We start from the raw sequence: 23,787 nt of genomic DNA, 5'->3' as shown, positions 1-23,787 counted from the left end.
TTTGCGGAAACAAATATATTGAACTTTTAGGATAGTAGAAGCTATGGTATCGCACGAGGATATTCTCGCCCGGTAACATTTATAATATTATTTTTGCCTCTTAGCATTTTAAATGAAAATTCTGTATGTTATTATATTCCTGTTTCTGATGCGGGGTAATTCTGCCGCACAGCAATTCTCACTCAACGTGGTGAAAGCGGGCAAATCTGAATATGTTATTATTATTCCGGCAGAGGCTTCGGAAAATGAAAAGAAAGCTGCGCGAATATTGCAACGTTATTTTCAAAAGGTGACTGGTGCACTGCTCCCTGTTTCTACTGTTGCGGGAGATAAGCCTGCGATCAGTGTTGGCAGTACGGTTTATCAGTCTGAAGTTTTATCCACCGATACATTTACAATTTCGAATAACGGTAAAAATATAATTTTGGCGGGGAATGGCCACCGCGGTATTTTGTTTGCGGTTTACCATTTTATAGAAAACTATCTAAAATGCCGTAAATGGGCGCCAAATGAGCCTGCGGAATGTCCAAAAATCCGGGATATCCGTATCAACCTTCCGGTAGATATAATTGAAAAGGCTTCGTTTGACTACCGCGAGGTTTATTCAACAGCGGAATTGGACGAGGAATATATGGACTGGTACAAACTTCACCGCCTGGATGATTACTGGGGCCTGTGGGGGCATTCCTTTTCTACCCTGGTACCCAACATATTTTTTAAAAAGCATCCCGACTATTTTTCGTTATCCAGAGGCAAAAGGACTTCGCAGCAGTTATGTTTGTCACATCCAAAAGTCCTGCAGCTTACCCTTGAGAAGCTTGAAATACTGTTCAAAGAAAATCCTGACCAAAAATTCTGGTCCATAAGTCCCAATGATAACAGCAGTCACTGCGAATGCGGACTGTGCAGTGCTGTAAACAGGGTAGAGGGAGGGCCGCAAGGTTCTCTGATTAAATTTGTAAATAAAATTGCCGCAAGTTATCCGGAGAAAACCTTCACCACTATTTCTTACGGGGCTACAGCGCGTGCACCACTTCGTACCAAACCACTTCCTAATGTCATTATTCTGCTCAGTAATATTGAAATTTTCAGGAATGAACCGGTCGAAACAGGGAAATCGGCGGCTGCTTTCAGGAACAATCTCAAAGACTGGCTTCAAATCACTCCTCATGTGTACGTGTGGGATTACTATACGCAGTTCACCAACTATCTCGCGCCCTTCCCGGATTTTCCCAATGCCGGTTCCAATGTTCATTTCTACAAAAAAAATAAAATCAAAGGAGTTTTTGCGCAACTGGGAGACCAAAATTACGTAGATCAGGTTGAACTGAAATCGTACATCCTTGCTCGAAAACTATGGAATGAAGAACTGGATAATGAGATGCTTTTTGAAGAATTTGTTAAAGGATATTATGGTGAAGCATCTGTTTTTGTCAGAGATTATCTTCTGAATTTAAGGTCAAATGTGGAGAAGTCCGGCCGGAAGCTTGATATATATGGTAATCCTGTTAAAGAACATGATGCTTACCTTTCGTCAAAGCAACTGGCGCAGTATGAGGCCCTTCTCGATCGTGCTGAGAGTGCTTCGGTCAGTAAAACCATTCGTGCCCGTATTCGCAAACTTCGGCTCTCGCTGGACTACACCAGACTTCAGCAGGCAAAATTCTTCGGGAAAGATGCCCACGGGATTTATTCTCAAAGTCACTCCGGAAAATGGGAAATAAGATCTGGTCTGAAAAAGAAAGTGCACGACTTTGGTCTCAGTTTAAAATCCGCAGGTATTACCCAACTTTCAGAAGGTGGACAGACTGCTCAATCATATATCGAAGAATGGTCACAGATATTTCAAAAAGAAATCCCGGTCACCCTGGCCACCGGTGCGGCGGTTAGTTTTGAGAAACCCTGGATCCCAGATTATCCGGCAAAAAGAACCCGGACCTTAACGGACGGAATGTACGGAATGCATGATTTCAGCTTAAACTGGCTTCTTTTTGAAGGCAGCAATACAATCACTCTTGATCTTCGGCAAGAAACATATGTTACTTCCATCACACCGAATTTTCTGGAAGACCAGAGACACTGGATTTTTCTTCCTAAAAAAGTCTCGGTAAGTGTTTCGGCGGACGGCCTGCACTATAATGAGTTGTCCTCTTTTCAATCCTCGGTAACGCAAAAGAAGAGTGTTACATCCTATCCTGTCACTTTTACTGCAGGTAAAAAAATAAAATACATAAAAATTTCTATTGATCCGTTGCCCCAATTGCCCGAGTGGAAAAGCCACCCAAGCAAGAGCCCGTTGGTTGCCATAGATGAGATTTGGGTAGAATAATTAAGTAAAAAAGATAGTGCTGAAATATAGCTGTATTTGTTTGTTATAAAAGATTATACCGATATTACCGGTTCATTAGACCCCTTTCTATTCAGCGATTAAGTAAAATAGTATCTGTAAAGTTAAAACAGCAGCAAGTTTCCGTTAATTTATATTAATTGTCCGCAATTTTTGTTAAATTTAACTATGCAAAGCGGCAATATTGCTACTCTCACAAATAAATTATCCGAACGCCAACTTTTCGTAGCTGTAATGCTGGTGCTTTTCATGCTGTGGCCGCCGCTTTTTCATGCCCAATATGCCTCGGTAATTGAAAATATAACCGAGAATGAAGGTCTACCCACCAATTATATCTTTAATATTACAGAAGATCACAATGGCTTTTTGTGGTTTGGTACAGATAAGGGTCTGGTGAAATATTCCAATGGCAAATTTCTGATTTATGATGCAGAAAATGGAGGGTTGCCCGGGAATTATATCCATCATGTGTTGCCGGACCAGAAATCGGGCATCTTTGTTTGGGCATCAGGGAAGGATTTGGCGTTTTTTAATACCGAAAGAAATAGGGTGACGCACCGTTACCGTCATATTGGGAAAAAAGGTTTGATCTACGGGCTTTTCCCATCGGATGTGAATCCGGATTTCATCATATGTTCCAGTGAGAGTGAAGATTTTATTTATGCAGTGAGCAGAAATGACCTGACAAAGATCTACAAAATTCTTCCAGCATACATTAGGCAAAATGGAGGCAGTAAGAAGTATTTTGCGGTAGTGAAAGGACAAGAACTTTTGGTTGCTACCGACCGTTTCCGCACCGAAAAAGCTCCGGCAGTACAGAAAGGTATTACTTACCGTGTGCTTTTTGGAACAGGCATCATCCGTTCCATTAATGATAAAGTCCTGGACACCATAAATGAGAGAAACGGACTCGAAAGTCATATGTTAACGGATATTCATCAGACAGCCGAAGGTCATTTATACTTTTCTACGTTGGGCGGTGGTTTTTCCTATATCCGCAATGAAGGTCAGCGAAAAGCCTATCCGCTGGCAAACGGCAAAGTCAGATCTGTTGTGTTCAGCAATAATAAGTATTATGTACTTTCACGGGGTGAGGTGTTGGTGCTGGACGGTAAGAAAATAGAATCCAGGTTTGAGGTTGGAAGGGACGCGCTTACGCTGTTCGTGGACGGAAACAGATTATATGCAGGCACGTTCAACGGGCTGCAGGTGTATGTCATCAATAACGGAAAACTTAATCTGGAAAGGATGTTTCACATTACCGACGGCATTTCTAAGATCTTTAAAACTCCCGATGGTAAGCTGGTCTTTTCAACTTATGGCAATGGACTTTTTAAAGAAAACGGCCGCGGCTTTAAAAATATCAGGCTACCAGTCTTTAACAATATTGAAAATGTTTTTGAAAGTTACGGGGGAAAATATTTTGCTACATCCTATGAATCGGGATACACTGAGTTCGACAGTGCAATCCGGACAGCGCGCAGTGTAAGCAGGAAAAACGGCTTGGAGTCCAACAATATCAACTATATTTTTAGTGAAAAAGATACTTTGTGGGTTGGATCACCCTCCGGACTGACAGCCAGGGTGAATAACAGGCAGGTTCTGAATCTGGGCAGGAAAAAAGGATTTTCGGGAAATTCTGTGAAAAGCATATTCCGCTGCAGGCAGGGACGCTTATGGGTAGTTACCAATAAGTTGTTAATGGAAAAGACAGCGACGGGCCTGAAGCCTTTTGGTTCCTTTGGAGGGCATGGTGGCAGAAGCCCATACATAAGTTATGCAAAGTATATTCCGGAAAAAGATGAACTTGTGATCGCAACCAGATTGAGGCTTTCTGTCTTTGCCATGAGCGAAATGATTCCCAGCAAAAAAGTTCAGCCCCCTTCTCTGGAATATATTGAAGCGGATGGCCGCATCATAAATCATTTTAAGAAAGTGGAACTTGAACCGGACAATATGCAGACTGTCTTCGCTTTCCGGACGGTGGACAAAGATTTTCTGGATCAGTCCGGCCTTTATTATAAACTTGGAGCGGGCGGGTGGCTCCCCTTTTCAGACGGTAATAAACTCTTGCTTACACACCTGAACGCCGGCCCGCATCAGCTTCAGATCAAAAGCCGCAACCGGGACGGTTATGAGGAAATGTACCCTGGAGTAATCGAAATCCACGTTCAGCCTCCTTTTTACCGTAAATGGTGGTTTATCCTCCTTATCGTGACTATGCTGATTGGACTGAGCAGTTTTTTAGTTTATCAGTACTACCGAACGAAATACGAGCGTAAACTGCATGACTCCAGGGTAAACGAAGAAATTGAGGAAGAGCGCCGGCGCATCAGCCGTGACCTTCATGACAATATCGGTGCGTACACGACCAGTCTTATTATGCGGATTGAGAACCTGGAACAAAAGCATGGCGACAGGAGTGGTGACCTGCAGGAAATCCGCGAGATATCCTATCAGATAATGAGCTTGCTGCGTCAAACCATCTGGGTACTGAAGATGCGCGAAACGACTGTTGAAAATTGCTATGAAGGCTTACTTAGCTACAGCACAAGATATTTTAAGACGGTCCCGCATATTGAGCTCACTATTTCTGAAAATATCGCCGTAAACCGCAGCATGGAATCGTCCAAATCCATCAGTGTGTTCAGGATTGTGCAGGAGGCGCTGCATAATATAGTGAAACATTCGGGTGCAGACAGGGTAGACATTTATTTTGAATCAACCGATAAAATGTCGCTAACGGTAAAGGACAACGGAACAGGATTCAACGAAAGAGAACATTCCAATGGTTTTGGTCTTAGCAATATGAAGGCTCGGGCTAACGAAATGGGTTTTGAGCTGAAAGTGAAAACAGGGCCCGAAGGCACAGAAATTACGATAGAAGAGCAATAATAATCGGGGACAAGCAGTATATTAGCAGTATAAAAACACAGATATGATAAAAGTTGCAATTGTTGACGATAATGCACTTAACCGAAATACCATCAGGGAAAAAATTACAAACAGCAATATTGTCATTGATTTTGAAGCCCGAAACGGCGACGACTTCTTCGGTCATCTGGAACGCATACCGTCATCAGATTATCCTCAGGTAGTGCTGATGGACCTGGAAATGCCGGTGCTGGACGGCATTGCTGCCATATCAAGCGCAGTGATCCGCTATCCTGGAATTAAGTTTATCGTGCTTACTATCTTTGAAGATAATGAAAGGATTTTTGAGGCCATCAAGGCCGGCGCCAGCGGTTATCTGCTTAAGGAAGATAAGGGGGTGAACATCATTGAAGCCATACGAAATGTGGTGGAGTATGACGGCATACCCATGAGTCCGGCCATTGCGCGGCGGGCTATGAAGCTGTTAAGCGAGGGCAACCAGCCGGATCAGTCGCTGCAGTCACCAAAAGATTACCAGTTAAGTGACCGCGAAACTGAGATTCTGACAGAAATTGTAAAGGGACTTTCACCGGTACAGATCGCCGAGAAACTCTTCATCAGCCCCAACACTGTGAGGACCCATGTAAATAATATCTACAAAAAGCTGCATCTCAATTCCAGAAGCCAGATTATCAATCTTGCCTATAAAAATAAATGGATTTAAGCAGTGATGAAATAATAAATAAAAAAATTACGTAATTATGCGTATTGGAGGAAATAAATGCAGGTGATACATTTGTTTAACCAATCAGATAAATATACCCAATTGGGTGAGTAATTTTTTTTCAATTTTTTTATTTTTGGAGAAGTGTCCTGAATTTTTCGGGACACTTCTTTTTGTATATTTGCCAAAAGCACAGATTTTATGACCATTCTTGTAACAGGCGGCCTTGGCTATATCGGTTCGCATACCGTAGTAGAACTATTGAACAACAATTTTGAGGTCGTTATAGTGGATGATATGTCCAACTCAGAACGGTTTATTCTTAATAACATTGAACAGATCAGCGGAAAGAAACCTGCTTTTTATCCTTTCGACCTAAAAAGAAAAGAACTGCTCGCACAGGTTTTTGAGGCCCACGAAATCGCCGGCTGTATTAATTTCGCGGCGTACAAAGCTGTAGGTGAGAGCCAGGAAAAACCGATTGACTATTACGAGAATAACCTTTTCACATTAATCAATATCCTGCAGGAATTCAAAGTCCGCAATATCACCAACTTTATTTTCAGTTCCTCCTGTACCGTCTATGGTCAGGCCGATGTGCAACCTATTGACGAAAATACACCAATGAAGACGCCGGAATCGTCGTATGGAAAAACCAAACAGATGGGCGAGGAGATCCTGAAAGATTTTGCTGAAGCCCATAACCGAAAAGTATCGCTGCTCCGCTATTTCAATCCGATTGGGGCGCATCCTTCCGGACTTCTGGGTGAACTGCCGCTGGGCATCCCGAATAACCTTGTACCATACGTAACACAAACCGCCTCGGGCATCCTCGAAAAACTGAATATCTGGGGCAATGATTATCCCACCGAAGACGGCACCGCGATCCGCGATTATATTTATGTTGTTGATCTGGCCAAAGCCCATGTAAAGGCTCTTCAAAAACTTATCTCAAGCCCGGAGGAAAAGGTGATTGACATCTACAATCTGGGTACAGGCAAAGGCTCCTCCGTACTAGAAGTCGTTCAGGCTTTCGAACGTGCCAACAATGTAGAAGTGCCATACCAAATCTGTGACCGCCGTGCCGGCGATATTACCATCGCCTATGCTAATGCCAATAAAGCTGAGCGTGAACTGGGCTGGAAAGCCGATACGGCCCTCGAAGAAGCCCTGCGCACCACGTGGCAATGGCAGAAGTACCTGGAAGGGCGGGGAGCGTAGTGTTGGGTGCTGCCATTATTCAAACCGCGAAGACTTAACCCGCATTTTGGTATAATAACATTTTTCTGTAGGCTTATTTACAATGGTATATTGCTGTAGAAAGTGTCGGGCTTTTTGGAAACAGTACAGCTTCCCGGAACGTTTCAATTATTGTACATACTTATATTAAATTCAATTCAGGTTATCTCCAGCTGCATCATTTCTTTCCCTAAATTTTTTGCCCCGGACAGCTGTTTGGATTTGCTTTTTTGAAGATTTTTTTTTGCTGTTAACGTATTGCGATAATAAAGATCATTCATATTGATGCGTTTTCTCAGCCTTTCCTACTTCCTGCGAGCCATGATTTGGAACAACAAATTCTTTTCCCATGACCGGACTATAACAAATTCCGTGATTCCCATTTCCCTGTCTCACCAGATAAAAACCGGCTTCTAACATTTTTCGGATAAGTTACTGGTTTTGAACATTGAACATCTCTTATGAAGGAAAATAAAAGCTTACATTTTTCCAGATTATAAAGTCATTTATTATTTACGGTAGACTAACAAAAACGCCACGAAATCCCGTGGCGTTCAATGTAAATCAGGTGTCAATGTTAGTTGACGTCACATTTTAATAGTGACCTTTCTCTACAAAGTGGGCAGCGATTTTTTCAGTCAATGCGATTACGTTAGGCTGGTTCGTGTATTTTGTAAATCTTCTTAAACCTGAAAGCATCATGCGCTGTTCGTCGCCTTCGGCGAAGGAGACAATGCCTTCCTTAGCAGCCATAATGATCTTTTCCACAGCTTTATAAAGGTTCAGCTGGGCCATAGCCACTTCCACTGACCCGGCATCGAAATGTTTCTCGGCCCTTAACACCGCCGATTCTGCCATATAGATTTGGTTCAGAATTTCAGATGCGTTCAGCAACAGATGCTGCTGTTTTTCAATATCCATCATGTACTTCTGCAGGGCAGCTCCGGAAACCATCAGGAATACCTTCTTCAGGTTGGCGATTACGGCTTTTTCTTCGCTTAACAGTTCAGAGTAATCCGGTACTTCGAAAGACGGGATTCCCATCAGTTCCTTACTGATGGCCATAGCCGGTGACATCAGGTCTGGCTGACCTTTCATGGCGCGCTTGATCAACATTCCTACCGCAAGAAGACGGTTGATTTCGTTGGTTCCTTCGTATATACGGCCAATACGTGCATCTCTCCAGGCCGCTTCCATTGGGGCATCTTCGCTGAAGCCCATACCTCCGTAAATCTGTAAACCTTCGTCTGCAGTTTGCTGCGTAAGATCTGAAACAAAAACTTTAAGGATAGAAGCTTCCACTGCGAATTCTTCCACGCCTTTCAGTTCTGCCTGCTGGTGATCCATTCCGCCGGCAACCAGTTCGTCAATTTTGTCCTGAACATCTTTTGCTGCACGGTAAGAGCCGGCTTCTGAAACGAAAATTCCGGTTGCCATTTCGGCGATTTTCTTGCGAACTGCACCAAATGTTGAAATGGAAACACCAAACTGTTTTCTTTCGTTTGCATATTTCACAGCATGCGCCACAATTCTGCGCTGTCCGTCGAGGTTGGCTGCAGCAAGCTTGATACGGCCTACGTTAAGTGCATTCAAAGCGATTTTGAAACCGTTGTTTCTTTCACCTAAAAGATTTGCAACCGGCACCTTCATGTCGTTGAAGAAAACCTGGCGGGTAGAAGAGGAGCGGATGCCCAATTTGTGTTCTTCCTCGCCGAAAGAAAGTCCTTCTGTACCTTCTTTTTCTACGATGAAACCCGTGATGTTTTTATCGTCATCAATTTTAGCGAAAACAATGAAAATTTCAGCAAAACCTGCATTTGAAATCCACATTTTCTGGCCGTTGATGATGTAATGTTTGCCGTCTTCAGACAGTTTTGCTTTGGTTTTACCAGAGTTTGCATCTGAACCTGCATCCGGCTCTGTCAAACAGTAAGCCCCGAATTTAGTGCCTGTAGCTAAGTCGGGCAGATATTTGTTTTTTTGCTCTTCAGTACCGTAAAGAAGGATTGGTAAAGTTCCGATTCCGGTGTGTGCACCGAAAGCTGTAGCCAAAGATCCGTTACCGCCGGAAAGATAGTCGCAGGCAAGCATCGTAGTCACGAAGCCCATCCCGAGACCGCCGTACTGTTCCGGTACGGTAACGCCCAGGAAGCCCATCTCGCCCAGTTTGCGCATGCTTTCTTCCGTCAAAGCGTAATCTTTATTTTCGAATCTCTCGTGATGCGGTACGATTTCCCGGTCGATAAATTCTTTTGCAGAATCGCGCATCATCTTTTGCTCGTCAGAAAGATCTTCTAAAGTGAAAATCTCCGCAGCAGGTGTTTCCTTGATAAGGAAATCACCGCCGATTAGGGTTTTTGGTGTGGGGTTCATATTTTTAGATTTATTTTAAATTTATATTAGAGGAAAGAAGAAAGAACAAAGAGAAAAGATTTAAAGAAGGGTTTTCTGAAATCCCGATATCATTTTTTGCAAATCTGTTATTTTAAGTTCAAGCATCTCCAGTTGTGCTGGGTCAAGAAAATTTCTGTTGTAGGAGATTATTACCTGTGTTTGCAATTCAAAAAGGGATCCTAGACTTATTTCCAAATAGCGGTTAAAATCCTTATTTGAACTTCGACTTGAGCCTTCTGCAATATTAGAGGCAATTGAAACCGCACATCTTCTTAACTGGGATTTCAAACCAAACTCTTCGCCTTTAGGGAAGCTATCGGTCAGGCTGTAAACATCATCGGCAAGATTAAGTGACAGCTTCCAAATATTCAGATTCTTAAAATTATGTTTCATGTTCTCCTCATTAATCTATCTCTTTCTTCTTTCTTCTTTCTTCTTTCTTCTTATTTTAATTAAAGGAGTTCAAATATACTCGCGGCTCCCTGTCCGGTTCCTACGCACATGGTGACCATTCCGTATTTATTGCCGCGCCTGCGCATTTCGTCAAGAAGCTGAACGGTAAGTTTGGTACCGGTACAGCCTAAGGGGTGACCAAGCGCGATGGCGCCGCCATTTACGTTCAGTATTTCCGGATTCAGATCCAGTTCTTTCTGAATTGCCACCGACTGGGAGGCGAATGCTTCATTCAATTCGATCAGTTCGATGTCTTTCAGTTCCAGACCTGCCTGCTTCAGCGCTTTTGGGATAGCATATACCGGTCCCATGCCCATGATTCGGGGTTCCAGGCCGGCCGCTGCGTAGGAAACCAATCTTGCTTCAGGTTCCAGGCCTAATTCCTTCACCATTTCTTCGCTCATCACGATCACGAATGCCGCGCCGTCTGACATCTGAGAAGAATTTCCGGCAGTTACAGAACCTCCGTTGGCAAACACCGGGCGCAGTTTGGCTAAGCCTTCCAGTGAAGTATCTTTTCTCGGACCTTCATCCACTGAGAAGTCAAATTTTTTGGTCTGCATCTTCTGGTTTTCGTCCAGAAAGTTGTATTCCACGGGAATTGGCACAATCTGATTTTTAAATCTGCCTTCTTCGTTGGCTTTCAATGCCTTCATGTGAGATTCATAAGCAAACCGGTCCTGCTCTTCACGTGAAATCTTATACTGATTAGCCACCTCTTCTGCTGTATAGCCCATTCCCCAGTAGTAATCCGGGTTGGTTTTAGCAATATCGGTCTCCGGCACCGGTTTGTAACCTCCCATCGGGATATAACTCATGGATTCCGTACCACCAGCGATAATACAGTCGGCCATACCGGCCTGAATTTTCGCGGAGGCAATCGCGATCGCCTCTGAGCCGGATGCACAATACCTGTTTACCGTTACCCCGGGAACTTTGTCGGTATGAAGGCCCATGAGAGAAATCAAACGTGCCACGTTCAGGCCTTGCTCGGCCTCCGGCATTGCGTTACCGACGATAAGGTCGTCAATCCGGTTCTTATCGAGTTGCGGTACCGCAGCCATCAGTTTTTCAATAACCGTTGCGGCCATCACATCAGGACGAGTGAAACGAAGGGAGCCTTTCGGCGCCTTGCCCACAGCCGTTCTGAAACCTTTTATTATGTATGCTGTTTTCATTGTAGATTTTAGATTATAAGACAAGAGATATGAGACTCTTGCGGTTAATTATTTGTTTTTAATGTTTTCCTTGAAGACATAGATCATTTTCTGAATCTCTTCCAGCTTTTCTAAAAGGGGACGGTTGATTTCATAAGAAACAAATTCTAACATTTCAGAGATAATAAGTTGGGTTTGTAATTCGTACGCGGAACCATATGCAATATTCAGGAAATGATAAAATTCTTTTTCACTTTGTCGTCCTGCGCCTTCAGCAATATTTGAAGGAATGGATACCGAAGATCTTTTGATTTGAGAAGACAATCCATACTTTTCATCCTCAGGCATATTTGCTAAGGCTTTATAAACCTCTACGCACAGCTCAATCGACTCCTTCCATATTTTTAATTTCTTAATATTATGCAAGGTTCTATGGTTTTTCTGGTTTAAAAATCTCGTGTCTCCAGTCTCACATTCTCCACTCTAATTTCTCAGCGGTTTCCCCTTCTGCAGCATGTACTGTATTCTTTCGAGGGTTTTTCTTTCGCCACAAAGCTGGAGGAAGGTTTCCCGTTCAAGATTAAGCAGGTACTGTTCGGTTACTACCGTTGGTTCTGAAAGATTTCCGCCTACAAGCACGTTGGCCAGTTTATCAGCGATGAGTTTGTCGTGTTCCGAAATGTATTTACCCGTGAGCATCTGGTCCGTACCTACATAGAACATTCCAAGTGCATCTTTACCCAGGACTTTTACCTTCTGTTCAATCGGTTGGGTATAGCCGTGCTCAGCAAGACTCAGTGCAAGCATCTTGGCCGTCCTGATCTGACGGTTCTTATCAACCACAACAATGTCCTTATGTTCTTCCAGAATACCCATGTCATACGCTTCATGGGCTGAAGTGGCCACTTTACCCATCGCGATATTCATGAACATATCACGAAGGCGGTTGTTTTTTACATCATCTTTCTGGAACTCTCTGGATGTGCGCAGTGCAAATTCCTTGGTGCCGCCGCCGCCCGGGATTACACCAACGCCGGTTTCTACAAGACCGATATAAGTTTCAGCTGCTGCAACTACTCGGTCCGCATGCATGGTCATTTCACAGCCGCCGCCTAATGTCATACCGTGAGGGGCAACAATTACCGGAATCGAGGAGTATCTGACTCTCATCATTGATTTCTGGAAATAGGCGATAGCCATATTCAGGTCATCCCAATCCTGCTCAATCGCCATCATAAGAATCATGGCCAGATTGGCACCTACCGAGAAATTAGCACCCTGATTTCCGATGACGAGGCCGTCATAGTCTTTTTCGGCAAGATCAATGGCTCTGTTTAAACCATCTAAAACTTCACCGCCGAGAGAATTCATCTTGGAACGGATCTCAAAGTTGATGATACCGTCACCCAAATCCTGAATAGCCGATCCTGAATTACTCCAGAGCGTTTTGTTTTTCCTGATATTGTCCAGGATGATAAAGGATTCTTTCCCGGGAGTATTTCTGTAATCGCCGGAGTTTTGGTCGAAATAAGTACTCAGGCCTTCATCATCAACTTTATAGAAAGTTTCCACATTCTTCACCCAGTCCGAGACTTCGTAGCCCGCTTCTTTTGCCAGCTCAATCCCTTTCTGCACGCCAACAGCGTCCCAGATTTCAAACGGTCCGTTTTCCCAGCCAAAACCGGCACGCATGGCATCGTCGATTTTGTAGACTTCATCCGAAATTTCGGGCACCTTATGCGAAACATAACCGAAGAGCGCGCCCAGAGACTTTCTGTAAAGTTCACCGGCTTTGTCCTTTCCTGTAATCAGTACCTTGAAACGGTCAATGGGTTTGTCAATGTTTTTGGTAAGCTCAAGAGTGGGGAAGTTGCTTTTTTCCTGAAGTTCATACTCCATGGTTTCCAGGTTCAGACCGTGGATTTCCGATTTGCCCTCCGCATTCTTGATTTTTTTGTAGAAGCCCTGTTGCGTTTTTGATCCAAGCCATTTGTTGTCCACCATTTCCTGGATATATTCGGGGAGTTTGAATACATCATTGGAATTAGAGGCTTCGGTCCCGCTGGCACTTACGCCATTCGCCACCATCACAAGAGTATCCAGTCCTACAACGTCTGCGGTCCTGAAGGTAGCAGATTTTGGACGACCAATCACAGGGCCTGTAAGTTTATCGATGTCGGTTACCGAAAGGCCAAGACCTTTCACTTCATGAAGCAGGTTCATCATGGAGAATACCCCGATCCTGTTGGCGATAAAAGCCGGTGTGTCTTTGGCAAGAACGGTGGTTTTTCCGAGGAATTTGGCACCGAAATCCATATAGAACCGCACAATTTCCGGATCTGTTTCCGGAGTTGGGATGACCTCCAGAAGCGGCAGATATCTTACCGGATTGAAAAAGTGGGTTCCGGCAAAATGCTTCTTGAAATCCTCACTTCTGCCTTCCACCAGATGATGGATTGGAATACCCGAAGTATTGCTAGATACCAAAGTTCCCGGCTTACGGAACTGCTCGATTTTTTCATAAACCGATTTCTTGATGTCCAGTCTTTCAACTACAACTTCAATGATCCAGTCGGTGTTTTTAATCTTGGGCAGATCATCATCAAAATTGCCCACCATAATACGGTCTGCGAACTTTGGTGAATAGAGAAGTGCCGGATTTGCTTTTTTAAGTTTCTCAAAACTTTCAGTGGCAATCCTGTTTCTTACAGACCTGTCTTCTTTAGTAAGGCCTTTCTTTTGCTCGGCTTCGCTCAGTTCAAAGGGCACAATATCCAGCAGCAACACCTGTACACCTATGTTGGCGAAATGTGCTGCAATGCCGGAGCCCATGATTCCAGAACCAAGAACCGTCACATGTTTGATCCTTCTTTTCATATTAATTTGTTTTGTGTAACTTCTGTTTGGATTCAACTGTTTTTACAGCTGCTTTTTGTTATTCAGATTGTTGGCAATCATCAGGATGTCACTCATGACTTCCTTGAAGATATCCATCTTTTCGGGTGAAATGCGGTCCATCACTGCCTTGTTGAAGTTCACCACAGCTTCCTTTGAAAGGTTGCGGCTCAGAAGACCTTTCTCGGTGAGTTTAATAATGACTTCGCGTTTGTCATTGGACGTTTTTTCTTTATAAATGTACCCATTATCCTCCAGCAGTTTAATAATTCTTGTAAGCGAGGTAGGTTCAATGGCCATTTTTGGGCCCAGGTTGGTGCTGCGGGTTCCTTCCTTAGGGTCAATCTTAAGAAGTGTAAGCGCCTGCACAGCGGTGGCATCATGAAGATTGGCCAGCTCTGAATACATTTTTGAAACGGCCAGCCACGTAGATTTGAGGATCAGATCTACATTTTCTACTTTTTCCATATTCTTGTTTTCCATATCTCCATTTATGTGGTTTTACACAAATATAAAGAAAATATACTATGCATGCATAGTATATTTTTGTAAAATATGTAATCAGCTGGACATCAATATGTTAATTTATATGACAAACATATTAATGGCGCTAAAAACAGCAAAATTCGAAAGCTAAGGATATTAAATCAGAGCTGTTTTCTTAAAAATGCTGAGATGTCGCTAAATGAGGAGCATTTTTCCTGACTATTTGAATGTGAAACAGTCCAAATTGAGCCAGAGAATGTAAAATGAAATTGTGAAAGGTCGGCCTTGAAGTTTTTCTGAAGGTAGGAATACAGCATTTCCTTTTGAAGTGCAGGCGCAATGATTTGGGGAGCTATAAAACCTGAGCTCATATGGAAAAGCTGTGGATTCAGTAATTCATCATGTTTCAGCAGGATTTCTTCGGTAATTCCGCTGTCCATGTGTCCTGCATGTACCAGCCACATCTTATCGGCAAACTCCTTCGCCAGCCGCCAGTCATGCGAAGAGAAAAGGATGAGTTTCCGATGCTCCCGCGCCAGATTCCTGAGCAGTTTGAGGATGATGATCTTGTTTTCCTCATCCAGATGAGTGGTGGGCTCGTCCAGGATAATCATAGGTGAATTCTGTGCCAGCGCCCGCCCGATAAAAGCCTTCTGAAGGTTGCCGTCCGAAAGTCTCTGCAAGGGAAAATTGCGATATTGTGCCAACTGGAGACTGTCAATGATTTGATTCACTTCATACTGATCATCTTTGGTTAATTCAAAATAATAAGGGTAGTGTATGTATTTACCAAATGCAATAAGGTCGTAAAGTGTAAAGTTTGAGGGTACACGGGATTTTGAGAATACAACGGCAACCTTCTCAGCGAGCTCCCGGTTAGAAAAAGAACTGATGCTCCTCTGATCCAGGAGAATATCTCCGCCAAGTAAGGGTGTCTGATTCAAAATGCTTTTAATAAGTGTGGTTTTGCCCACACCGTTATTACCGATAAGCAGACAGATTTCGCCCAGCTCAAGTTCAGCAGTTACCTCATTGAGTAACGGGGTTTTATAGCCTACTGTACAGTTATTGAGCTGAAGAAACATAATACTTTTTGTTTTTTTGTTAAGCGGATTAACTTGTTATTTTTTTATTCATCAGCATCAGCAGGATAACAGGAATCCCAAACAGGGAGGTGATTACATTCAGCGGAAAAAGCGTGAGTTCTGAGGCGATTGAAAATACGGACATCACCAAAATTCCCAAAATCATATTAAGGATCCACTGCTGCCAAAGCCGGGAAGGGTTATAGATTAACCGGCTGAAATGCGGAACCACAATGCCGATAAAAAGGATGGGTCCCAAAAAGGCGGTAACCGATGCCGACAGCAGGGAAGAGCCTACAATGATGAGCAGTTTGAGCCTGCTAAGGTTCACACCAAAACTTTTTGCATAGGCACTGCCCAGCGCATTGCCTATAAGTGGTTTTACAGACTGGAAGCTTAATGCCAGGCCAATTAGGACAATTCCTGCCAGCACCCATAGTTGCTGTGATGACACCTGACTGTTGGCACCAAAACTCCAAAGGATATAACTTTTCAGGCTTTCATTTTCGGCATAAAGCTGAAGTACGGACACCACCGCACCTGCCAGGGCAGAGATCAGAAATCCAAAAATAATAAGGAAAGATTTGTCGGTAAAGCGCGTGCTGAATGCCAAAAGAACAAACATCAGCATTAAACTTCCGCCAATTGCAGAGATACTGATGAAACTGTTCTGCAGGAATTCCGGAATGAGGTAATCCCGGGATAGAAATATATAGAAGGCTACACTTAAGCTGGCTACAGATGTTATACCCAGGACTGACGGTCCGGCCAGCGGATTCTGAAAGTATTCCTGCAGCAGAAATCCCGATGTGGGAATGGAAATACCGGCAAGCAGCATGGCTATAACTCTGTTGATGCGTAACTGCGCGATCTGCGCATTTGCCGCATCCGAACTTACAAAATCGGAAAACTCCAGATCAATATAGCCGATGTTCAGGTTGATTACGGCGGAAATCAGGATACCCGAAATGATAATGATGCAAAGGTTGCTGAAACGGAACATATATCTATAAAAAACCGGGCAACTGAAACAATGCCCGGAATCTGCTTTACTTGAATGAATTAATCTTGGTATCCAGCTGTTCTTTAGTCATCATACTCATATACTCGTCGGTCTGGCCGCGCTTGCGCATAAAGGTAAAAGGGATTCCGCTGCCGTCCCAGTTTTTGAAATTACTGCTGAAAAATTCCTCCTGAAGCAGGCTGCCGTCCAACAGCACTACGTTTTCAGTAAGGCCGTTCACTTCAGCAAAATTCTTCACGTCCGTAGGCCAGTCGGTCTTCTGGTCCAGACTTACGAAGGTGAACTTCACGGGCTGTCCCTTCAACTCCTGCATTTTTTCTTTGAAATGAGGCATTTCCCTCATGCAGGGTGCGCACCAGGTAGCGAAGAAATTGGTTACATAGAGGGTGTCATTGTCCTTTTCCGCCAGGAAGTCTGAGATCTGTGCAGGGCTATATTCAACAGGATTATAGATTAATGCCGGTTCGTTGGTCTCCGGTACAGTAATGCTGTCTTCAGAATAATCAATATTCTCTGCTACGGGCTCTTTTTTATTACAGGACAAAATGGCTACTGCCAAAACCACCATCACAACTAACTTCTTCATAATTTTTTTACTATTTTTGGATATAGATTATGGAAAACCAATCACCTTACGCCAGGCACTATGATTTTCACCGGCTAAAAATAAAGAAAAAGCGGCAACTGACCAATTCGGTCTTTGCGCTGAAGTTTACAGTTCCTGCCCATCTGAAGGAGAATTTCCGCTATCGGTCCGGTCAGTATGTAGCTCTGAAGTACCGGCATAACGGGCAGGATTTCATCAACGATTTTTCCATGACTTCGGCACCGCACGAGCCAGATCTGGCACTTGGCATAAAAATCAATTCTGAAGACAGTTCTACCAAAGATCTTTTTGAACAGTATGAAGAAGGTGACGAAATGGAAGTCTCCGAACCCATGGGGAGATTTATCCTGACTTCCAAACCACATGAGTTCCGTACTGTCATCGGATTTGCGGGTGGCATTGGCATCACACCTTTACTCAGTCATTTTAAAAATATCCTCTATACGGAACCCCGTACACGACTTTTTCTTTTCTACGGTAACCGACGCACGGAAGAAATTGCCTTTCGGGACGAACTTGATTCTCTTGCAAAACAATCTGGCGGCAGGCTGCAGGTCTTTTATTTCTTTTCGCAGGAACAGACGGCGGACAATCTTTTTAAAGGCCGGCTGGATGAGCATAAACTGAAACTGATCATCAACCAGATCTTACATCTTGATGATACCGATGAAGAAAGCACCATTTGGGACGCCGTGGATGAAGTCCTTATTTGCGGTAAAGGAGAAATGATAAAAGCTCTTGCCAATGCCTGTTACCAAAACGGGATACAGAAAAGGAATATTCATTTTGAACTTTTCGAAGAGTATAATGAGGATATTTATCCTCAGGAAAAGGAATTTCCGCTGGTTGAAGACATTGACCTTCGATTCCGTATGAACCGTCGCACCTACAGTACTCATTTGCCTGATAACCGGACAAGAATACTGCAACAGCTGCTCATACAGGGTTTTCCGGTACCTTATTCCTGCAAATCGGGAATCTGCGGCAGCTGTATCTGTTCACTTGAAGAAGGGGAAGTCGATTTGCTGGAAAATGAATATCTGACAGAAAAGGAGGAGCAGTCCGGTAAAATTCTAGCGTGTATGGCTGTACCGCTAAGCAGAAAAATCGTACTTAATTTTGATTTTGAAACCCCGTTAGCATAGACCTACCACCTGAATGTTGAGCAGAATCCTGAACATATTGCGAACTTTCTTTTCCCTCGTAGAGGTTGGGATCCTGCTGATGATACTGGCTAATATCTGGGTATTCTCGGTGACGGACGGGCGCACTTTCAACAGGATCTCAAAGGTTCCGCCCCGTGAAACGGCCCTCGTACTGGGAACTTCGCCCAAAATGAAATCGGGCGCCGCAAATCCATATTTTTTAAAACGTATGGATGCTACAGCGCTCCTTTATCATCACGGGAAGGTAAAAAAAATTATTGTAAGCGGCGAAAAGAGTAAAGGGTATGATGAGCCGGCAGCAATGAAACGGTTTCTTGTCTACGAAGGGGGAGTTCCGGAAAAGATTATCACTGAAGACCCGAAAGGTTATAATACACACCGAAGCATTATCAGATGCAAAGATGTTTACAAGGTGAATGATGTGATCATTGTATCCCAGGGATTCCATAACCTCAGGGCGCTTTTCTTTGCCCGAAACAACAATCTTAACGCACTGGGGTTTGATGCTCAGGACGTATCCCGGCCCGAAAGCTATTACCGGAACCAGTCCCGGGAGGTGCTTGCACGCGTTTTGGCTGTAGTTTACTTTATTCTCGGAATTTCTCCGGAATAAATTACTTAGAACGGATAACCGAATGCAAAGTTCAGCGTAGGTTTCAGCGGCTGTATCTTGTTGAATCTCCAACGGTCGCCTTCAGGCTTATTCGGGTCATAGATTTTATATGCAAGATCGATGCGGGCTGTGATATACGCCACATTGATCCTAAGACCCAACCCGCTTCCTACACCCATCTGCTTCAGGAATTTGCTGAATTTAAACTGATCACCAAATCCGGTATTCTTCAGGCTCCAGATATTTCCTGCATCTGTAAATACAGCAACCTCATACATTTCGGTAAGCGGCAGGCGGTACTCCACGCTTGAGGTAAGCTTTACATTGCCCATTACAAAAGTACGGATGCGCTCATCAAGCTGTGAATCGGCGGGTCCCAGACCACCGAAAGGACGCCACGCTCGGATGTCGTTGGAACCACCGTTAAAGTAAGACCTTACAAACGGCATCTGGTTGGAGTTACCATAAGGAACTCCCAATCCCACAAACTGCCGCATGGCAAGGGTCTGCTTGCCGAAAGTCAGGTATTTACGAACATCTATATCAAACTTCACAAACTGAGAAAGAGGAAGTTTGAAAAGGGTTTTCTGCTGTCCCGTCGTAATGCCTTTTTCGGCTTCGGTTCCGGCAACAAGACTCAGTAAATTTCCGGCAACTTCGACTTTCCCGTTAAAGTAGAACGGATTTTCAAATTCCTTTTTCCCTATTTCATTATAAATGAAGTTGTAGATGAATGATGAAATGAGGACATCCTGCGTTTGTCTGTCCTTGTTGACAAGTGATTGTCTGAAAGTGTTATAAGTGTTCAGTTCGTCGGGCGACAATGAATTTACAAAGGCCTGATCGTTCAGGATGATCGCTGAAAATTCATCTGATGAAATCTCACCCTGCTCAAACTGGGTGTAAAGTGAGGGCGAATATTTCTGGAACACAAAGTTTCTGACATCACCATCACGTGGGAAGTATTCGTAATACCGATCTTTATTTCGGGTAAGACTGAGCTGCGTATTGAAGATGGTGAGGCGGTGTGAAATCACGTCATTGACGTTTGCAAAATAATTAAGGCCCGTATTGAAGTTTACACGGTCCATACCTATGTTTTTCTGGAATGAGGCCCCCAAACTGACGGATGTGGACGGTGAGTACCGTTTCGGAATCAGTTTATAATAACTGAAGGGCAAAAGCAGTCGGGGGAAACTTAAATTAGCATTTGCGGAAAATTCGTGCGCCCACACACGGGTATCCAGATCCTTGGAGTTGCGCACACGGCCTGCAATCCAGGACACCGAAGTGTTCAGGTTTTCGGCACCACCAAAAAGGTTTCTCGTAGTAAGGTCCACAGAAGGCGAGGCAGCCAGATTAAGCAGTTGGGAATAGTTAAGGTCAGCCGCTACTTTCAGTTCATACTTAGGCAGTGGTTTAAGGAGATAAAGTACGTCCACAATGCTGTCATTAGGTGCTGCAGTTCCGCCGCGGCGCAGGGAGTCACGGGCCTTGATGAGGCTGAAATTGTTCATTGCCTGGAAGTTCCGTCTTGTAAGGTCCAGGTTTTTCTGGTCGTAAAGGTCACCGTTTCTCAGGATTACAGCACGCCACAGGGCGCTGCTTTTAAACTGATCGTCAAGCATATGGAAACGGATGCCCCGCAGTGAATCTTTAACGGTATTCTGAGGGAAATCATTTGCATTTTCAACCACTGCAACATCAATATTACCGATGGTCGCGGTTTTATAGGGGGTATCCAAGGAATCTTTATGTATTTCCATGGTAACCGGTACATTTTTTCGGCTGCTCAGGGTATCTGCCATAAAGAAAATCTCCTGGCCGGAACTGTTGAACTGATAATAGCCGCGGCTGCGCATCAGGTCGTTAATCCTCTTTACTTCGGCTTCCAGTTTTTCCTGATCCAGGGTAGTCCGGGACCGTATAGTGCTGGCGGTAAGGTTTTCTTCGTAGATGGATTTTATCCTGGCGTCCGGGATATCGTAATAATATTCACTGATCTTCGTGGCATCTTTTGGAGTGATCAGATAATTGACCTGTGCCTTTTTAGCAGCCGAATCCAAATCGTGACTGTAGGCAGTCTCGGCATCCCAGTAACCGCGGTACACTAACCTTTTGCGTATGGAATTGGCACTGCTTTCACTTTTACTGGGGTCCAGGATAACCGGTGGCTGCCCGACATTATGAAAGAAACGGTTCATAAAAAGGTTTCGTCCCACATATTCCGGATGACCATATTTGATGAACAGGGAATCCCTGAGTTTCTGATCCCTCATGTCAGAAGGGTAGGTCATGTATTCATTCAGGATGGTATCGTATTTAGGATCGGACAGGTTATACATCCACAAACCCGCAGGAAAGAAAAGCAGCTGCTTTTTATTTGGTTTTTGGGTCACATAGTCCGGCAGTTCATTTGCCAGGACTTCCGGTCCGTCGTACCGGAAGTTGTTTTTTGTGAGAAGGTATTCACCATCCGGCACTTTGCGCGTAGTGCTGCAGGCATAGAGAAAAAGGACAACGGTTGCAGAAGATAGAAATATATGATATTTTTGGAGATATTTTCCTGAATGGTTACGGCTCATACAATTAAGATATTACAGTCCCTCGACAAAAAAAAGTACCGGCAGAAGCACGGTTTATTCGTGGTTGAAGGTAACAAAAATATACGTGAACTGCAGAGTTCACGCTATAAAATTAGAGAAATATTTTCCATAAATCCAAGTGAGTTGCTGTGGGCTGGTCAGGCTGTAGAAACCATAAGCGAACAGGAACTCAGGAAGATCAGTTTTCTGCAGCATCCGCGGGATTCTGTTGCTTTGGTCGAAATTCCTGAAGCTCAGTTCTTGCCGGACATTAACCTTCAGCTCGTGCTCGACGGTATACAGGATCCCGGCAACTTCGGCACCATTATCCGTTTAGCCGACTGGTTCGGAATAGAACAGGTGGTCTGTTCGGATGATACTGTAGATCAATATAATCCAAAAGCTGTAATGTCTGCGATGGGATCTTTTAGCAGGGTCAATGTGGTTTATACCGATATTAACGCTTTTCTGTCTGAATCTCCCAATGTAAATCTGGGCACTGATATGGAAGGCGAGAGTATTTACTCCTTTGTCTTTCCGGAAAGGATGAACATCGTGCTTGGAAATGAAGGCAGCGGTATGAGACCTGAAACTGAAAGTTTAATCCGGCACCAGATCACCATTCCGCGTTTTGGAAAGGCGAAAGCTACTGAAAGCCTCAATGTATCCATGGCAGCTGGAATTATATTAGGGCAGATTTTTTCCGCAAAAGAAGGTTTAAAATAAATTCTGGGTCGCTACATCAACCTGTTGATCCATTTCCATTTGTCTTCAGTGTAGGGCGGATATTTGAGGTTCGGTTCGCCCCACGTGGCGCGGTCCATCACCGCTTTCAGATGTGAGAATGTATCAAACCCATATTTCCCGTGATAGTAGCCTATGCCCGAATTTCCTACACCACCGAAAGGCAGGTTGTCATTGCTCAGATGCATGATCACATCATTGATACAGCCGCCACCGAAGGAAAGCAGGGAGGTGAAAAGTTTTTTTTCGTCTTTTTGGCTGCTAAAAAGATAGGCCGCAAGCGGTTTTTCCTGCTCCAGCACCATGTTGATAGCCTCGCGGTAATATTTAAAGGTCAAAACAGGCAGTAAAGGACCGAATATCTCTTCCTGCATCACACGGTCATTCCAGGAGATATTGGTAAGGACCGTAGGCTCAATATATAGATTTTCGGCATCAGTGGCGCCGCCGTGATAGATCTTCTCAGCTTCAATCATTGCAGTTAACCGGTCAAAATTGCGGCGGTTAATGATGCGTGTATAGTGCGCTGCGTCCGGGAAGTATTTAAATTCACTTATGTAATTCCGCAGATATTCCAGGAATTTATCCTTTACCTTTTCGTCAACAAGAATATAATCAGGCGCAACGCAGGTCTGGCCGGCATTCAGAAATTTTCCCCATACAATTCGTTTGGCAGCTACGTCAAAGTCGGCACTTGCAGTTACGATTGCCGGCGACTTGCCGCCGAGTTCAAGTGTAACAGGAGTCAGATGCTTTGCGGCTGCTTCATAAACAATCTTTCCCACACGCGTGCTTCCTGTAAAGAATATTTTGTCGAATTTATGCCTAAGAATTTCAGTAGTTTCCTCGACTCCGCCTTCAGCGACAAAAAGATATTCCTCCGGAAACTCTTCATTGATCAGTCTTGCCATCAGCGACATCGTGTTAGCGGCAATCTCGCTGGGTTTCACTATACAGGTATTTCCCGCAGCAATAGCGGCGACCATAGGAGAGAGTGACAGCTGATAAGGATAGTTCCAGGCACCGATCACAAGCACATTCCCTAAGGGCTCGCTGTATATCTTACTGGTGGCTATCTGGTTCACCAGGTTGGTACCTGCGGTGCGGGGACCGGCAAAGCGCTTCAGGTTTTTCAGGTAATAATCAATATCCTTCAGGACAAAGGAAATCTCTGTGGTGTAGGTATCGAATCGTGATTTACCAAAATCTTTCGCAATTGCTTCATACAGGAGTTCATCATTTTTCTGAATCAACTTTTTAAGTTGCTCCAGTTTATGTTGCCGGAAGCCAAGATCCTTTGTCTTATGGGTGCGGAAAAATTCCCGCTGTTTTAAAATAATCTGTTCAAACATGGACAATTTTTTTTGCGTAGAGATAACATTAAGGAGGCAAAT

Annotated in this window: 18 protein-coding genes; 7 read left to right on the top strand and 11 right to left on the bottom strand. The window is 44.0% G+C overall.

Annotation, left to right across the window (positions count from 1 at the left end; all coding sequences use genetic code 11):
- The first annotated feature begins 112 nt into the window (after window positions 1-112).
- The 4 genes from P0M11_RS09900 to galE all read left to right on the top strand — a co-directional run bounded on the left by P0M11_RS09900 (window position 113) and on the right by galE (window position 7,166).
- Window positions 113-2,329, top strand: coding sequence for a DUF4838 domain-containing protein (locus P0M11_RS09900; RefSeq protein ID WP_275625518.1), 2,217 nt, complete (start codon window positions 113-115; stop codon window positions 2,327-2,329).
- Between the two features lie 186 nt (window positions 2,330-2,515).
- Window positions 2,516-5,242 (top strand): two-component regulator propeller domain-containing protein, encoded by a 2,727-nt coding sequence (locus tag P0M11_RS09895; protein ID WP_275625517.1) that lies wholly within the window; start codon window positions 2,516-2,518, stop codon window positions 5,240-5,242.
- Window positions 5,243-5,285: 43 nt separating this feature from the next.
- Window positions 5,286-5,945: a response regulator transcription factor gene (locus P0M11_RS09890; RefSeq protein WP_275625516.1), complete on the top strand. Its 660-nt coding sequence runs from the start codon at window positions 5,286-5,288 to the stop codon at window positions 5,943-5,945.
- 201 nt (window positions 5,946-6,146) lie between these two features.
- Window positions 6,147-7,166, top strand: a complete 1,020-nt coding sequence (gene galE, locus P0M11_RS09885) for a UDP-glucose 4-epimerase GalE (RefSeq protein ID WP_275625515.1) — start codon at window positions 6,147-6,149, stop codon at window positions 7,164-7,166.
- A 612-nt stretch (window positions 7,167-7,778) separates the two neighbouring features.
- On the opposite strand, the gene P0M11_RS09880 is transcribed toward galE, so the two are convergent.
- From P0M11_RS09880 to P0M11_RS09840, 9 genes are all read right to left on the bottom strand, one after another.
- Window positions 7,779-9,557 carry an acyl-CoA dehydrogenase family protein gene (locus P0M11_RS09880; protein WP_275625514.1) on the bottom strand — a complete coding sequence of 593 codons (1,779 nt, stop codon included), beginning with the start codon at window positions 9,555-9,557 and terminating at the stop codon, window positions 7,779-7,781.
- Between the two features lie 60 nt (window positions 9,558-9,617).
- Entirely contained in the window at window positions 9,618-9,971 is a 354-nt protein-coding gene (locus tag P0M11_RS09875) for a four helix bundle protein (RefSeq protein ID WP_275625513.1), read from the bottom strand.
- Window positions 9,972-10,030: 59 nt separating this feature from the next.
- On the bottom strand, window positions 10,031-11,209 hold the full coding sequence (locus P0M11_RS09870) for an acetyl-CoA C-acyltransferase (RefSeq protein ID WP_275625512.1): 1,179 nt from the start codon (window positions 11,207-11,209) through the stop codon (window positions 10,031-10,033).
- A gap of 48 nt (window positions 11,210-11,257) precedes the next feature.
- Complete coding sequence (locus tag P0M11_RS09865; RefSeq protein ID WP_275625511.1) at window positions 11,258-11,614, bottom strand: four helix bundle protein; 357 nt, start codon at window positions 11,612-11,614, stop codon at window positions 11,258-11,260.
- A gap of 57 nt (window positions 11,615-11,671) precedes the next feature.
- Window positions 11,672-14,065, bottom strand: a complete 2,394-nt coding sequence (locus tag P0M11_RS09860) for a 3-hydroxyacyl-CoA dehydrogenase/enoyl-CoA hydratase family protein (RefSeq protein ID WP_275625510.1) — start codon at window positions 14,063-14,065, stop codon at window positions 11,672-11,674.
- A 42-nt stretch (window positions 14,066-14,107) separates the two neighbouring features.
- Window positions 14,108-14,566, bottom strand: coding sequence for a MarR family transcriptional regulator (locus P0M11_RS09855; RefSeq protein ID WP_158064095.1), 459 nt, complete (start codon window positions 14,564-14,566; stop codon window positions 14,108-14,110).
- A 164-nt stretch (window positions 14,567-14,730) separates the two neighbouring features.
- Entirely contained in the window at window positions 14,731-15,654 is a 924-nt protein-coding gene (locus tag P0M11_RS09850; protein WP_275625509.1) for an ABC transporter ATP-binding protein, read from the bottom strand.
- 28 nt (window positions 15,655-15,682) lie between these two features.
- Window positions 15,683-16,657, bottom strand: a complete 975-nt coding sequence (locus P0M11_RS09845; RefSeq protein WP_275625508.1) for an iron ABC transporter permease — start codon at window positions 16,655-16,657, stop codon at window positions 15,683-15,685.
- Between the two features lie 46 nt (window positions 16,658-16,703).
- Window positions 16,704-17,264 (bottom strand): TlpA family protein disulfide reductase, encoded by a 561-nt coding sequence (locus P0M11_RS09840; RefSeq protein WP_275625507.1) that lies wholly within the window; start codon window positions 17,262-17,264, stop codon window positions 16,704-16,706.
- A 29-nt stretch (window positions 17,265-17,293) separates the two neighbouring features.
- Here P0M11_RS09840 and P0M11_RS09835 point away from each other — a divergent pair, with 29 nt between their 5' ends.
- Both P0M11_RS09835 and P0M11_RS09830 read left to right on the top strand, forming a co-directional pair.
- On the top strand, window positions 17,294-18,430 hold the full coding sequence (locus P0M11_RS09835; protein ID WP_275625506.1) for a 2Fe-2S iron-sulfur cluster-binding protein: 1,137 nt from the start codon (window positions 17,294-17,296) through the stop codon (window positions 18,428-18,430).
- Between the two features lie 13 nt (window positions 18,431-18,443).
- The gene (locus P0M11_RS09830) at window positions 18,444-19,064 is read left to right on the top strand and encodes an ElyC/SanA/YdcF family protein (RefSeq protein WP_229723861.1); all 621 of its coding nucleotides are present in this window, start codon (window positions 18,444-18,446) and stop codon (window positions 19,062-19,064) included.
- Window positions 19,065-19,069: 5 nt separating this feature from the next.
- Here the strand turns inward: P0M11_RS09830 and P0M11_RS09825 are convergent, their stop codons facing one another.
- On the bottom strand, window positions 19,070-21,649 hold the full coding sequence (locus tag P0M11_RS09825) for a BamA/TamA family outer membrane protein (RefSeq protein WP_275625505.1): 2,580 nt from the start codon (window positions 21,647-21,649) through the stop codon (window positions 19,070-19,072).
- Here P0M11_RS09825 and P0M11_RS09820 point away from each other — a divergent pair.
- Entirely contained in the window at window positions 21,635-22,375 is a 741-nt protein-coding gene (locus tag P0M11_RS09820; protein WP_275625504.1) for an RNA methyltransferase, read from the top strand. The two genes, P0M11_RS09825 and P0M11_RS09820, sit on opposite strands and share 15 nt — an antisense overlap.
- Window positions 22,376-22,386: 11 nt before the next feature.
- Here the strand turns inward: P0M11_RS09820 and P0M11_RS09815 are convergent, their stop codons facing one another.
- Window positions 22,387-23,745 (bottom strand): aldehyde dehydrogenase, encoded by a 1,359-nt coding sequence (locus P0M11_RS09815; protein ID WP_275625503.1) that lies wholly within the window; start codon window positions 23,743-23,745, stop codon window positions 22,387-22,389.
- Between the last annotated feature and the right edge of the window lie 42 nt (window positions 23,746-23,787).

Source organism: Kaistella sp. PBT33-4 (assembly GCF_029194425.1).
In the GTDB taxonomy this organism is placed as follows: domain Bacteria; phylum Bacteroidota; class Bacteroidia; order Flavobacteriales; family Weeksellaceae; genus Marnyiella.
Note: the sequence above shows the minus strand (reverse complement) of the source record. Positions and strands in the feature narration are given on the sequence as shown.